This is a genomic window from Streptococcus infantis (genome assembly GCF_047464715.1).
Classification (GTDB): Bacteria; Bacillota; Bacilli; order Lactobacillales; family Streptococcaceae; genus Streptococcus; species Streptococcus infantis_S.
The window spans coordinates 283,378-298,065 of sequence record NZ_JASHBJ010000001.1 but is presented as its reverse complement, the minus strand read 5'-3'; the positions used below and the strand labels follow the sequence as shown (position 1 = coordinate 298,065).

The window sequence follows — 14,688 nt, the reverse complement described above, 5'->3', positions numbered from 1 at the left end:
AAATTAGTTTTCTTTCGACTTACGAAGGCCTGCAAGACTCAACAATCCCAAAATCATTCCCACAACTGGAAGCATGCTTGCTGCTGATCCTGTATTTGGAAGTGATGGTTGGGGATTTGGTTTTCCAGGTTCTTCAGGTTTAGGTGGCTCTGGCGTTGTGGTTGTCACTTTAGCCGTCATCTCTTGTGAATTTACTGTATTGATAAAGGTATTTTCAACCTTCCCAGCTGCGATTCGCTCTACTTCGATGTAGAAGTCCGCATCGAAGCTACCCTTAACTCCTAAAGAGTTTAGGAAATCCTGGTTGATAACGTAAGACCATTTGCCAGCTTTTTCGTCCCATTTAACGGTTACGATTTTCTTGAGGAAGTTAGGATCCGTATCCTGGTTCACTTCAAACAAGAAGGCATAAGCTGTACCTTTGACGATCTTCTCACCAGCCTTGACTACTTTACCATCCTTCAGGATGACATCATAAGGCAAGATAAGGTCTTTCGAAGCTGTGTACTCTGTGCCCTTGAAAATACCTTCCCACTTACCTGTGAATCGATCATGAACCACATCCAACTGATCAATACCGTCATATTGGAAGATGCTATCGTGTTTAGTCGGAACGGTTACACCATCGAGTAGATAGCGAATATATTGGCCAATCTGTACTTCTTGACCGTCCAGGACTTTCTTGTTATCCTTTTGGTCCAAAGCGTGTTTCTCTGGCTTCACATCTGGTACTTCAACAGTCACAAGGTTTGACTGATAGCTGTTACCAAAGTCGATTTGTTTAAAGTTATTCTCGACTTTCTCCCCTGCTTTAACCAGGAGCTTAGCTGGAAGATCAATCGTCACGTTTTTATTTTGTTTCACGTAGTTTTGGTAGAAACTCTTAGAATCCTTGGCTACCCAGAGATAGAACTCACCTTTAGGATTCAAGTTCAATTCCTTCAGGATATTCTTGATTGCATCTGTACGTCCTTTGTCTGAAAGCACGTGATACATATCAAAGAGATTTTTCACGTCTTGACCTGCTGCAGTCATTTTGATATTGCCTTGATAAACTGAGAATGCACCATCTTGAACATCATCCAGGATTCCAAACTTCTTACCAAGTGCTTGTGCTGAAGCAAGAGTTTTGGTGTATGGACTATAATCAGTCACCAATCGGAAGGTCACGTTGCGATCAAATGTTGTTGCACCGTTGATATCCTTACCAGAACGATCCAAAACAGCTTTGACTGGTTTTGGTGGTTTTGGTGTTTTGGTGGTAACAGTGTTTGAGTACACCTCGTATTTATTCACTAACACTTTATAAGTGTTGTCATAAAAACCTTTATCATAGATTGGCTTCCAGGTAATCACAGGAGCTGCTAGACGCTTCCCTTCGTAGGTTGCAGTAAAGGTGTAGGTATTCTTTCCTGCATCGTAAGCAACGCCCCATCCTGCTTTCTCTGCAGCTGCCTTTGTAACGGCAACATCAGGAACTGCTCCAGCTTCGAGTGGATCAATGATGGTAATCTTGTCACCTTTTTTAAGGTTCGCATAAATATTGTCATGATGCAATGTATAAAGCTGAGTAGCATTTTTAGCTACGGTTTGACCGTTTGTGTTAGTCTTATCTGTATCTGCTACAGACTTGCGGACAACTGGCTTATACTGCAATTTATAGCCGTGATAGCTTGCAGATAATTTCTGATTTTTGGTTTCAGAAAGAGTTTTAAGCGCCAAGGTTGGCTTAACTGGATTCTTCGCTTTGACCAATTCAGCAAATACAGGTTCTGGCTTAACTGGCTTCACGGTTGTTTTAGTAATGGTTGCAGTAGCTGGAACTTCAACAACTGGCGTTACAACCTTCGTATTCAAAGCGAACCAGTAAGTTTGACCATTTGACTCTGCAGCGCCTTCCCATTGAATGAATTCAGATGTAAAGGCTGTCCCTTCCTTAAAGACACCAAGTGCAGCTCCCTTGTATTGATAAGGTGAGTCAGAGGTATCCCAAAGATGACCCACTTCTTCCTCACGGTTATAGTCTTCAGAGTAAACATAACCATAATCTTTGTTATAGGTTACAGTTGAGCCATTGATTTCAACGTGGGTACCATTGATGGCTTTTGCACCTTCCCAACCAACACGGTTGTGATTGAGTGAGGAATAGGTCAAAGTTGCAGGTGTCTTTTCACTTGCTTTGAAGGCTACTTCTTTCCCATCCACCTTGTAGTAGTAGGTATCCGTAACCAAGAAATTCATGTAGTCCGCTGCCCAACCAGCTCCATCATTACGAGCTACTACGAATCCTTCTGTTGGATCATTCAAGACGTAGACATCATTCAATCCTGTCTTCCCTTGATTAAGAATCTCGAATTTGCGATGGATACGAGAAATATCATGCTTTTTACCATCCGCAGTTGAAACAGTCAAACCTTTCAGATTAGTGTAGTCAACTTCTGTTTTCCATCCAGTGCCAACATCCTTGTATTTCAAGACTTTGGTAGAATCAAGAATGCGACCATATCCAGAATTTCCACTTGAAGAAGCGACATAGCTTGTAGTCAATTCTTTAGCGCCAGAAGCACTAGATTTTACGTTAGCATTTGGATTAGCTGTTGCAAGACTGAGAGCTTGCAAGACTACTTCTTTTGTGTAGCCTTCCGTGCTTGTTTTAGATCGAAGTTCATCGTACTTCTTCTGCCAGTCTGCTTGTGCTTTCTTAGCCTGATCATAAGCTTGTTGGTTTTGTTTCCCAATTTGCTTAGCTTCATCAGCTGAAGAAACTTCTTGAGTTTTAGAGGTTAAAAGTACACCAGAGTTTTTCAAATCTGTTGATTTACGATCAGCATCTTGGTTGACTTGATCACTAGCATTCTTCTTCTCTGTGTAGGCAGCCATCATAGCTTTGTTAAGCTCCACTTTGCCTTTTGCTGCTGCAATAGCCTGCTCATTTTGTTTCTTCAATGCTTCTACTTCTGCAACTGAAGATACTGTACGTGTAACGACTTTAACGTCAACCTTTTCTTTCTTCAGCTGTTCAGATGCGCTTTCTACCGCTTTGTTCAGAGCAGTAGCTTGCTCAACAGTAGCATCATACTTAGATTTTTCATCTTGGTATTTTGTTACGGCTTGTTGGTTCTCTGACAAGACCTGTTTAGCTGTTTGAGTAGCTTTCTTGTTTTTGTCTGCTGAACCATCTGTAGCAGTCGAACTGTCATTCGTCACTGTGACAGTTGTTTCCCCTTCATGCTTGGCTTTTTCATCAGCTACAAATTGATTGTTAGCTTGAATAGCTTTTTGCGCTTCCTTGAAGGCTGTATTGTTTTCAACTTGTTTTGTAGTCGCTTCTTCAAGTTCCTTGACTTGCTTGTCCTGATCTTGTTTAATCTCAGACTTAGACTGTTCAAGTTTTGGAGCAGTGGTATCTGTTCCCTTATCAACAATATGAGTTTCAGAAACGTTCACCCCTGCTTCTTTTGCTTTTTCAGCAGCCTTTGTAACTGCTCCATTATCAATCGCTACAGACTGGCTTCCTGTTGCTTTACCAGCTTGTGTAGCATAAATGTTATTGTCGTTTTTGCTTTCAGGTTGCACTGTTTCATCTGCAAATGCTGAACCTGCAGAGAAGGCTACAATACCTGCAACTGCAATTCCTGATACTAGGCCTTTAGCCCATTTTTTCTTACGGAAATATCCGTGTCCTTGTGTTTTTTCTGTCATTTTTCTTTCTCCTTCACTTAATTAAAATAATTTCTTCTTGTAGAAGTAGCCAACCGCTGTCAACAACATTCCACCGATTGCACCCAGAATGCTTTCTGCTGTCCCTGTATTTGGGAGTGTTTTGAGCTTGCCATCTTTGTCAGTAACAGAGATAGTCTTATCTTCGTTAACTGTTCCGCCAACTTCTTCTGGAGCCACTACAGAACCATCCGAAAGGACTACGTTACCATTTTGAGTGCTGACAATTGCAACTCCTGTATTTGTTTCAACAGGATCTTTTATCACATCGTGAACCACCTGTCCTGTTGAGCTTGAAGTAGTTCCAATTTGTGACTTACCTTGCTGGTTCGCTTGATCAGTTGTTTTTGGCTTTTCAGCTGGGACTCCATCAAGGCTACCTGCATTATCCTTGTCCTGTGGCTTGTCTGAAGGTGCTGGTTTATCTGTTGTCACTCCGTCAAGACTTCCTGCGTTGTCTTTGTCTTGTGGTTTATCTGATGGTGTTGGTACACCATCAAGGCTACCTGCATTATCCTTGTCCTGTGGCTGATCAGAAATTGCTGGTTTATCTGTTGATACCCCGTCAAGACTTCCTGCGTTGTCTTTGTCTTGTACACTTGGCGTTGTTGGGTCAACTGGAGTAACTGAAGGCTCTGTTGGCTGAGTTGCTGGTGCCTCTGTTTCTGTTGAAGCGCTAGGTGTTGTTGGCGTAACAACTTCTGTCGCTGGAGCAGAAGAATCAATTGGTGCAAGCTCGTCTGCTGATACATAACCAGCTTGTGCAAGTGCGATAGTTGAAAGTGCTAGTGTAGCTAAAACTTGTTTCTTGTTCATTTTAATTTTTCCTTTTCTAATTTTTAAGATAATTTGATTCTTTTGGTTCTGTTTCTACAACAAATCCATATTTTGAAGAATCAGAAGCTTTTACATCAAAAGTTAATCTAACGCTAGATGATTTATCACCTCTTTTGACAGACAGGATATAGGAAACCGTATATTTTTGAGTTTCTGAATCATAATTCAATTTCTCTAAAATAACGGACTGTAAAATCCCTTCTTTTGGTTTGGTAAATTTTGCATCACCTTCAGAAAGAAAATCTACTAGGTTTTCTTTTTTGCCCGAGTAATAAGAAGGTAAGAAATAACGGCTAAATACATCAACTTCATTTTTTGTTGAAATGATAAGTTGAGTATTTTTTTGTTCCTGATATAAGAAATTTACTTTTTCAGACTGGTTTGATAGTTGAGCGAAAGCAAAAAATACGCAAATGATATTTATTACTGACAACACTCCCAAAACACCTAAAAATAGATAAAATTTCTTCAGAGAAGTTGACCGCTTTTGAGATACGGGAGCCGTAACATCTGTTTGATTCCTTGCATTTGGAACAGGCGGCAAGCGATTAGGTTGTGAAACAGCCATCGTCTCACCTTCAGCTGGGAAAATAGGAAGAGAAGAATCAGACAATCCCATACTTTGTTTATATACAGGATAAATCTGGTTCTCAAAATACTCCCTTTTTTCTTGATAGCTGTAATTTGCAAATTCAGAGCGAGTAAGTATCGATTGAATGAGGGGAAGCAAGAGGTTTTCATAGTCTTCAGTAATAAGGAACGGACTAGCATAAACCTCTCCTTCTGTTACCACGCTTTTCCCTTCCAGATGGGCGATGGCAACTTTTTTCAGCTGAAACTGACCATACATCTGTTTCAACTCTCTAAATAACAACTCTGCCTGTTGAAATGTTAGGTAGGGGAAATTTTTTGAAATCCGCTGAGAATAACCTGAACTATGATCCAATACCTCGATGATAGCAAGTAACTCACTATCATCCTCTGGACCTCTTCCATCTTCCCAGGTAATTTCTAGAAATAGATCATCTGTAATCGTACAGCGACCTTTATTAAAGAGTGAAAAAGCCATAAATCACCACCCCTTAACTTTTCACGAAATCAAAAATCCATTCAATAATACTTGGTCCCGCTGAAACACCAATAATTGCAATTGCAATTGATACCCAATGTTTTTTCATTGAGGCTTTTAACTCCCGTCCACCAAACGCATAAATGAGCGAGGTGACAACGGCAGCTAGACCAAATAGCGCAACACTGACTAGCTGAACTTTTGTAATTCCTTGTTTTGCCAAGTTATCCGACTTAACAAATGGATCGTCCGCATACACGGTAGATCCTGTTAGGAATAGGGAAAGGCTCAATAAAAACATCTGTGATTTTGTTTTTACTTGCTGAATTTGTCTTGTCAAATAATTTTTCATAGAAATCCTCCTTTGTTTTTTTGACAACGTTAGTATAATAGATAATTGAAAAAAATTTTTTAAAGGGACAATCATTTTTTTCAAGGTGAGTTTTAAGAAAATAAAGCTTCACCAAATGACGTATTTTCAGCTTCGACCTCGAATAATATTTTTCTTTTGTCTTCACGGTGATACTCATCTGGTGCATCACCTTCTACCCAAAGATGGAAATGATACTCTTGGTTGGGATCAGATAAGTTCAGAAACTCTTTAGAAATTAAAGGAAGTACTTTATGCTTAATCACTCTTTCAAGTGGTCGTGCACCGTCCTTTATATTTGTTCCTACATCCAATAAATAAGTAACCAAACTTTCTTCGTAAGAGAGAGTCAACTTTTTATTCTTCATTCTTTCTTGAATTTCTGATAGCTGTTTGACAATAATTTCCTTATTCACTTCCTCGTCTAACATGTTAAAAATCAATTTATATTCAATTCGATTGAGAAATTCTGGTCGGAATTTAGTCTCCAATTCCAACGTCATGCTCTTTTCAAACTGAATTTTATCCCTATCGGTTAGCTTTTTAAAATTCCCTTTCAATTCGTACTGCTTAATAATTTTTTGAGAACCAATATTCGTAGTAATAATGACAATCGTATTCTTAAAGCTCACTTGCCTTCCAGTTGAATCAGTCAAACGTCCTGCATCAAGCACCTGCAAAAATAAATCTACAACTTCCGAGTGTGCTTTCTCCACCTCGTCGATCAGAATAACGCTATAAGGTTTCTGTTTAATCTTCTCAGTCAATTGACCTTTCGTTCTAGTTTGACGATCGCCAATCAGCTTTGTGATATCTCCCTTTTGTTTATACTCAGACATATCAAAGCGAATGATTGCATCCTCATCATCAAACATCCCCTCTGCCAATGCCAGGGCAAGCTCTGTTTTCCCAACTCCTGAAGTTCCTAAAAACATGAAGGAAGACAAGGGCTTTCTTTGATCCTGTAAGCCAGCTTGTGCAACAGTTATAGCGTTCACAACAGCTTCTACAGCCTCATCTTGGCCTTTAACACGTCGTGACAGCTTTTCTTTTAAACCATCTAGCCTTTCCTTGTCACCTTTTAAAATCGTCGTGACAGGAATACCTGTTTTATTTTTCAGCACCTCTGCAATTTCTTGCTTACCTACATGGCCTAACCCATTTGTAGAACAAATTGTCGCTGCTTCATCTATTAAGTCGAAGGCTTTATCAGGTAAAAATTGATCAGGTATGTAGCGAACAGATAGAAGTACAGCTTGTTTTACAGCATCGGAACTAATAGACACCTGGTGAAATTTTTCATAAATAGTTTTAGCTTGTTCAAGAATTTCAATCGCTTGAGTAGTTGTTGGCTCCTCAACTATAATTGGCTGCATCCTTCGCTCTAGCGCTCGATCCTGTTCGACATACTCATGAAATTCATCTAAAGTAGTTGCGCCAATCAATTGCATCTCACCACGTGACAAAACTGGCTTTACAATATTTCCAGCATCTAAAGCGCCCTTATCTGAACCACCAGCACCAACAATAGTATGAAATTCATCAATAAAGAGAAGATTCTCTCCTTTGGTTTCTACCATCTCCTCAATAATTTTTTTAAACTTAACAATAAATCCTCCATCCTCATCTGACATTAAGCTAGATAGTTCCAGAGAACGCACGGTCAAATTTTTTAATTTTGGAGATACCTGGTTTCTTAAAATGGCTAAAGCAAATCCTTCAACAATAGCTGTTTTTCCAACTCCAGCTTCTCCTACCAAAATAGGATTATTCTTAGTTCGCCTGAGAAGAGTGGTCTGAACAGCTTCTACTTCTTTATCACGTCCGTACACCTGATAATCTTCCGCTTTTTTTGAAACTTTTTCTGTCAAATTATCTGTATAACGATCTAAATAGGGTGTTTTTTTCTTTTCTTCAGTAGTCACACTTAGTCACCTCTTTCTTTTACTTCCTTGATTTGAAGAGTGAGCTTATCTTTTATCGCATCCACAAATTCTCGTGGATTGATTGTCCCTTCTCCAATCTGAGATAGAAACATTTCCCAGCCTCCTGTTGTCTCTGGATCAGAGAATTCATTGTCATAGAGATAATTGATAAGTAGATAGGCCTTATTGGTGGGAGTTAGTTGACCTGTTTTTTTATCTTTAACAACATAACCCTTACTTTGAATTTTTTTAATGATTTCTCCTCTAGTGGCTTGTGTTCCCAAGCCATATTTAGGAAATATTTGGCCAATCAATTGGCTTTCAGTTAGTCTTTTAGGTGGTTTCGTTTCACCCCCTACAATCTGAACCTGCGTATCAATTTTATCTCCCACTTGATAATCAGGAACTTCAACTGGACCTCGTACCTTTCGTGAACTCCATTCAGCCCATCCTAATTTATGAAGCGTTCTACCCTTTGTTTTAAAAACAAGACCATTATTTTCTACTTCAATTGTTTTGGTTGAATAATAACAATCATCCGCAAACATCAAGATTGCCTGCTTCACAACTGCTTCATAAATCAGTCGTTGGTCAGTTTTTAAATTTGAAAGGTTTGGAATTCTTTCAGTCGGAATCAAGGCTGAGTGGCTTGTACCAGATACTTTTTCATCATTGACATAATCTTCTCTAGGCTCCAAAAACGCTGGCTGAAAATGACAATTAATAGCTTTTTGATAGGCAGATAGATTTTCTTTTAAATCGTTAAACTCAAATTGATTGATGTATTCTGAATCTGGTCGTGGATAGGATAGAAATCCTTCCAAATACAGTCCCTCAACAATGCTCTCTGTTTTATCTGAGTCAAATTTCCAAGCGCTTGCTGCAAAACTTTGTAATGCAGACAAGGTAAATAATTGTGGAGCTGATTTCTGATGATTTTCTACCTCAACTGAAGAAATAACAGAGGTGGTTGATAATCCCCTTGAAGAGGCTAAAATAGCCTCACTATCCTTAGTTTTGTCTTTTGTGGTGAAAAATACCCCATTTTTCTTATCCTCCAACTGAAGCTTCCAATATTTTTCTGGAGTAAAGTTGCGAATCTCTAAATCATTCTCACAAACTAGTCTGACCGCTGGTGTTTGAACTCGGCCAACAGATAGATGGCTACCTTTTGTTCGAGGGAGTTGCCCTCTTGCTTGAAGATCAATCGTTGCAAGAGGTGATAAATTCATGCCTACCAACCAATCGCTTTGTGCACGTGCTTCAGCTTCTAAATAGTAATTATAGGTTTCTGAAGGTTCCTTCAATTCCTGAAAAGCTTTTTGAAGAGTTTTCTTTGTCATGGAGCTTGCCCAAAGACGTTTCCAAATTTTCTCCTTGCCTCCTGGTATATGCGATAAAATAGAGTACGCAATCCGCTCTCCTTCTCTATCAGCATCCGTCCCAATAATCACTTGATCCGCTGCTACCACTTCATCATAAATTCTCTTGAATTTTTCTCTTGAATTTTTGTCCTCTTTGAGATGTTGCTTAAATGAAACATTTGTCAGAGGTAATTTATCAAGTGACCAGTTGTCTGGTTCACTGTATTCAAATAGGTGCCCTTCAGCAGCCACCACATGAACTTCAGCTGGAAAATAGAGTGGTTGCCTGATAACATAGACACCTTTCTTTTTACTAAATTGTCCTAAAGCTGTAGCGTAAGCTTCTGCCTGTTTCTCTTTTTCAGCCAGAATAACTATAACCATATCATTCTCCTTCTACTTCATTTTCTGTCATTGTAAGCTATAATTAAAAAATATTTTGTAAAGGGACATTGGCACAGAGTAGAACGAGTTCATATCAAAGAACAACACAAAAAGTTATATAACTTTTTATACAAAAAAGAGGCTCATAAAGAGCACTCTTTCTATACTTTAAGCCCCTTTTTTGGGCTTTGGATAAAATTTTGATTTTGTCCCACCTGTCTATTCAACTGATAAGGCTTTGTATGTTGTTCAACACTTTTTACAATCTTAGATACTGTTCCATGAATCCGTTTCATAGATTGCGCTAGTTGTTGATCATCAAGAGAGGTCAAATTATCAGTCCAAATTGCCATATAGCGAATGGCTTTCTCAGAGGTATCTAATCCAAAATGGTTAGAAACGAGATAACTTGTCATCTCAGCTTCAAGTTCTCTACGATCTTTTGAGACTTCTTCCTTATACGAGTTAGCAAATTTAGGATTATGTAGACTAGCATGCGCCAACTCGTGAATAGTGGTTGCAACGACTTCTCCAGGAGTATTATCTGGATTCAAAAGTATCTTTTGTTCATCTGGATAAAAAGCTCCTTTCGCACTCCTCAACTCTTTTGCATCGTCTTGATAGATTGTGACCCCAATATTCTTAGCATAGTCTGAAAGTCCTTCAAGCACCTCTTTTGTACGAATATGATCCATATTAAAGTTATAGTGACGATTTGGCATCGCTTTGGGATAAAATTCAGGCTTCAAGGTTGTTTGGGACAACTCAAATACTTTATACGTAGCGAATTTAGCTAAGCCTGTATTTGAATCTCTTTCTTGGAAGAAGCGAGATTTCAATTTTCCTTCTTTCTTTAAAACCTTTTCTTCAGGTGTCGCTTCAGAAAGTCTTTTATATTTTGGATTGCCTTTTCCATTTTTTACCTGGTTCCCATTTTCATCCAATACAGGAATCATTTCAACCATCATAGGTCTAAACAAGGTAATATGTGATTTTTCTCCTGTCTTAACCGAAAGATTGTTATGGACAACTTCTCTTGTTCGACCTGTTTTTTTATTGGTATAGGTATTTCTAGTTTCAAATACCTGATCTGAAGTAATCCCAAGAACTTCCCCCATCGATTGCCATTGATTATAGGTTGCGACTGCACTCGCTCCTGGCCACTGTTCCTGAATCAAAGCTACATTTCTAGGAGAAAGTTCTGGAAACTTACTCATAAAATTCAGATACTCTTCTAACCGTTCTGGTGTTTCTGTGTACTCCCTCACTTTTTGAAAAGCAACTTCACTCAATTCATGAGGCGTTAAAGTAGCATAATCAATACTACTTGAGTTTACTTCAGGGGTTTCCAAATCCGAAATAGATTCCTCTTTCAGAATCTCCTCTACACGCTGAAGCAAATTAGTTTTAGTTTCTTGCTTAGAAGATTGAAAAGCTACCGTTTTTCTTGTATCAGGAGTTTGACCCTCTCCTTCTTCTATCAATCGAGCTGATTCATTCGCTTCCAGGGAAATTTCCTTATTCACCACTCTATTTTCCAGCTGAGAAAGAATTTCTTCATCCATCGATGCTAGTTCAGATTGACCGTTGAGTCGACGATATCCTAACCCTAGCATTTGTGAAATTGGTGTAGTCTCATCTCCAATATCATAACGAATTCCCTCCTTAATCAATTCACCACCTGGAGCATAAACATCAAACTTAATTTTGGTAGGAGGGATATAGCCTTCAGTATTGCCTGCTGTTATTTGTTTTATTCCTTCTTGATGAATTGGATAAAAGTCCTGATTGGCCTTATATAGCTCCCTAGCAAAATCTTGATAAGATATCAGCTCTGTCTCTTTAAATGGCAATTTCGGGCCACCTGGGCGATCCTCAGACCATTGAAGGCGTACATGGTAGTTCTCCTTATAAATATGATCTTGTGTCCATTCTTTATAAAAATCTGAATTTGTATCTAGGAGATGATCTTTCCCAGCTGCAGCAACAATCTGATCAAATTTATCATTGTACTGTTTCGCATAGTCAAGATACTGATTCCAGGCTTGATGAAATTCTTCTGGAGTTTTTGAAATGTCACCTGGCACACCTAAATTATAGACAGTATCTAAGACTTGAGTAAAGGTAGCTGAATCAAGTGAGGTTTTATTCAGTGTGTTCTCTGGAGCTGGTAGTTCAGGTTCATCAGAAACCTCCTCATACTTCTTATTTTTTAAGATAGATAACATTTCCTCGCCACCATCTTTAACATATTCATCATTAATCGATAGCTGTTCAATCTGGCCATCACGTTCACGGAACACACCAAGAATAGGTGTTTTATCTACCGTATCTAGTTCCTTGGTAATTTTTGTCCGAGACTTAAAAACTGATATTGGAATATAGTTTTCTTCCTCTAACTCTTTGAATAACAAGATAATATCTTTATCATCAGACTTTATAAGACTATCAAAACGTCCACCATATCGCCTAAGATTAGTTAAATCATCAAAATAGAACGAAGTACTTTCTGTTGCGACTGAAAGATCTGATAAGACCTTTAGTTTGTCAAAAGCCGCATCATTATTAGCCAATAAAATATTGTCAAAATGCCCATTTCCTTCTGCAAAATCATGTAAAGTTTTCTCAGGTGTCTGCCCTAATGCAATTGGCTTAATTCCTGTTAGGTGCATGAAGTGCTTTTCTTCAAAATGCACTTGTACAGTCTTATCAGGGGTAACATAATAAATCTTTGAGTTTGCCAACTCATCCAAATAATATTGTGCTGCATTTTGCAAAGCTAGTCTACGGATTGGACGATTTAATTTAGTTAATTCATCCAAGGAAATAGAGTGATAGTAGCCATCATTACTTGACTGAAACTCTTCATTTATGGTAAAATAAAGTAAATGAGAGGATGTCGTAGGACGACTGGTAACAGAGCGTTCAAAGGTGCCAACTTTTGGTACGGGTGTGGGACTGCCTTCAGCTTCGGGCTGTAAAGACCCCAGACTACCACTGGTCCTCTCATTTTTTTGTTGCTCCAAAATCACATCTAGCTCTTGAGATTTCTCAGGGGCTTTTTCTTCTGAAGTCTCCATTATCTTAATAGGATGAGTCTCAAGACGTGACATCAAGTTATCCAACAATTCATGATTTAAAACCACTTCTCCCTCTTGCCCTTCCAGATAGTGGAACAATGTATTTGGAGTTACCACAAAACCATAGGTAAAATCTCTTTTACCCGATTCAATCAATGGATACTCCAGCATTCGCTCAATCGATTGTGATAGATTATCAAGGGTTCTTTCACCAAAATAGACGCCAAAACTGTCACTTGAAAGGCTTTCTATCTGCTTGTTACTATTGTAGGCTGCTATTGCAAGTTCACCAATAAACTGGGTTGAAATATCTACTCCCAAAGTTCTCTGATGAGGTTTCAATGCTTGATACAAAGAATCCTGCTCAGAAGTCCCTTTTTTCTTGTATAAATCAACCGTTCGATCATCAATAGAGGTTAAAAGTGAATGAATAGGAGACAATACTTCCATTCGTTTAGCGTTGAGGTATTTAGTAGGATGGCTATTTCCTAACTTCGCAAAGACATCATACAGATAGAAATCTGGTGCAAATTCGATTGATAATTCTCCAGATTGAATCCGATTATTTAATCTCTTAGTTAATGCTTCGTTTTCCTGCTTTACCTCTTCGTAGCTCATCAATCTTTCAGCATTCTTTTCTGTATTGGCAATAGATTCTTGATTGCTTGGAATATGTTTGTCTTCCATAGTCAGATCTGTTTCAGAGGATCTAGTCGACTGAACAGAAAAAGAGATATTATTCCAATTTTCCTTCAACCATGTTGCATCTTCAGGAGAAAGGTGGCTGGTATCAGGAAAGGGACTTGATTCTGATAAAGTTGCTTCAGCCTTTTCTTCAAATTCTGATTCTCGACTATCAGATTTTTCTTCCTGTTTATTCTTTAGAACATCATTCCAGTCTGTTTTATCTTGCCCTGGTCTTAGTTCTGGTAGATCCGAATTGATAACAGCTCCTTTTGCTTCCAATTCTTGAATGAATGTTCTACCTGCTTTATCATTATCTAAAGCTAGGGTAATTAAATCCGCATTTTTCCCATCTTCAAAAAAGTGATGATCAATAGCTACTTGAAGCCCGTCTGCCATTTGTTCAGGTGTCCATCTTAGTGGTTTTCCTGAAATTTCAGCTTGAATTTGAGATAGATGACGCCCAATAGTCGATTCTTTCAAACCATCCATAGAAACTAATCTGACGTCCTGAAGACTATCCTTGTGCAATTCATAGTAGGACATTAAATCGATTGGACTCTCAGTGAAAATCAATCGTTTTGGACTGCCAATATCAACATGAATACCAGTCATAGGATCGGAGTTTTTCATAATCACTTTAGCATATCCATGTTTTGGCCACTTCTCCCAATTTTCCTGTATTCCTTGTAAAGAGGCTCCAACAACTTCACCTGAAGAAGAAAGGGACTTGAATACAATGACTGGCTCAATCGCATTTGTTGAATTTCCGCTATTACCTTCCGCAAAGTAGTCAAGTTTGGCATTAGCTTGGGCTAAAACGCCCTGTTCCAAAAAATAATCAATCGTTTCATCGGATAGCCCACGTTGATTTCGTAAGTAGTCTCGTCCAGCTGATAACGGCTGCTCGTATTTCTCAAGATAGTATTTAAAATCCTCTTGAGGCCTTTCAACCATTTGAAACTCTTTAAAATTTCCATCATTTAAAAAATCTACCGATTGGTTAAAATCTACTTCCTTTATTGTCTCAACCAAAGAAATCGCATCTCCACCTGTATTTCTAGAAAACCATTTCCATAAATTCTTATCAGGTGAAATAACTAGGCTATCATGTTCTTTCCATCGATAGTCTCGTCCAGATTGAACCAGCTCCATCTGGAGCTCGTTTGCAACATCCAAAATATCTCTAGAACGTGCAAATTCAACACGTTCTCTACGACTTTTCCCACGTCTTGATTCTTGTTCTGTCATATAA

Annotated in this window: 7 protein-coding genes; all 7 read right to left on the bottom strand. The window is 38.6% G+C overall.

The features are described from left to right. Positions 1-3: 3 nt before the first annotated feature. Positions 4-3,702, bottom strand: coding sequence for an SspB-related isopeptide-forming adhesin (locus tag QM419_RS01470; protein WP_414277657.1), 3,699 nt, complete (start codon positions 3,700-3,702; stop codon positions 4-6). Positions 3,703-3,723: 21 nt separating this feature from the next. After that, the gene (locus QM419_RS01465) at positions 3,724-4,536 is read right to left on the bottom strand and encodes an LPXTG cell wall anchor domain-containing protein (protein WP_414277656.1); all 813 of its coding nucleotides are present in this window, start codon (positions 4,534-4,536) and stop codon (positions 3,724-3,726) included. Between the two features lie 16 nt (positions 4,537-4,552). Next, positions 4,553-5,626, bottom strand: coding sequence for a hypothetical protein (locus tag QM419_RS01460; RefSeq protein ID WP_414277655.1), 1,074 nt, complete (start codon positions 5,624-5,626; stop codon positions 4,553-4,555). A 13-nt stretch (positions 5,627-5,639) separates the two neighbouring features. After that, a complete protein-coding gene (locus QM419_RS01455) occupies positions 5,640-5,978 on the bottom strand; it encodes a hypothetical protein (protein ID WP_006152148.1) in 339 nt (112 codons plus the stop codon). A 92-nt stretch (positions 5,979-6,070) separates the two neighbouring features. Then, the gene (locus QM419_RS01450) at positions 6,071-7,921 is read right to left on the bottom strand and encodes an AAA family ATPase (protein WP_033584658.1); all 1,851 of its coding nucleotides are present in this window, start codon (positions 7,919-7,921) and stop codon (positions 6,071-6,073) included. Positions 7,922-7,923: 2 nt separating this feature from the next. Beyond that, complete coding sequence (locus QM419_RS01445; protein WP_129313575.1) at positions 7,924-9,669, bottom strand: type IA DNA topoisomerase; 1,746 nt, start codon at positions 9,667-9,669, stop codon at positions 7,924-7,926. A gap of 161 nt (positions 9,670-9,830) precedes the next feature. Beyond that, the gene (locus QM419_RS01440) at positions 9,831-14,684 is read right to left on the bottom strand and encodes a PBECR4 domain-containing protein (protein WP_414277654.1); all 4,854 of its coding nucleotides are present in this window, start codon (positions 14,682-14,684) and stop codon (positions 9,831-9,833) included. Between the last annotated feature and the right edge of the window lie 4 nt (positions 14,685-14,688).

What these genes read in the sequence shown, in the direction of transcription:
- QM419_RS01470 (WP_414277657.1), bottom strand. Translation starts at nt 3,702, where the DNA reads ATGACAGAAAAAACACAAGGACACGGATATTTCCGTAAGAAAAAATGG.
- QM419_RS01465 (WP_414277656.1), bottom strand. Translation starts at nt 4,536, where the DNA reads ATGAACAAGAAACAAGTTTTAGCTACACTAGCACTTTCAACTATCGCA.
- QM419_RS01460 (WP_414277655.1), bottom strand. Translation starts at nt 5,626, where the DNA reads ATGGCTTTTTCACTCTTTAATAAAGGTCGCTGTACGATTACAGATGAT.
- QM419_RS01455 (WP_006152148.1), bottom strand. Translation starts at nt 5,978, where the DNA reads ATGAAAAATTATTTGACAAGACAAATTCAGCAAGTAAAAACAAAATCA.
- QM419_RS01445 (WP_129313575.1), bottom strand. Translation starts at nt 9,669, where the DNA reads ATGGTTATAGTTATTCTGGCTGAAAAAGAGAAACAGGCAGAAGCTTAC.
- QM419_RS01440 (WP_414277654.1), bottom strand. Translation starts at nt 14,684, where the DNA reads ATGACAGAACAAGAATCAAGACGTGGGAAAAGTCGTAGAGAACGTGTT.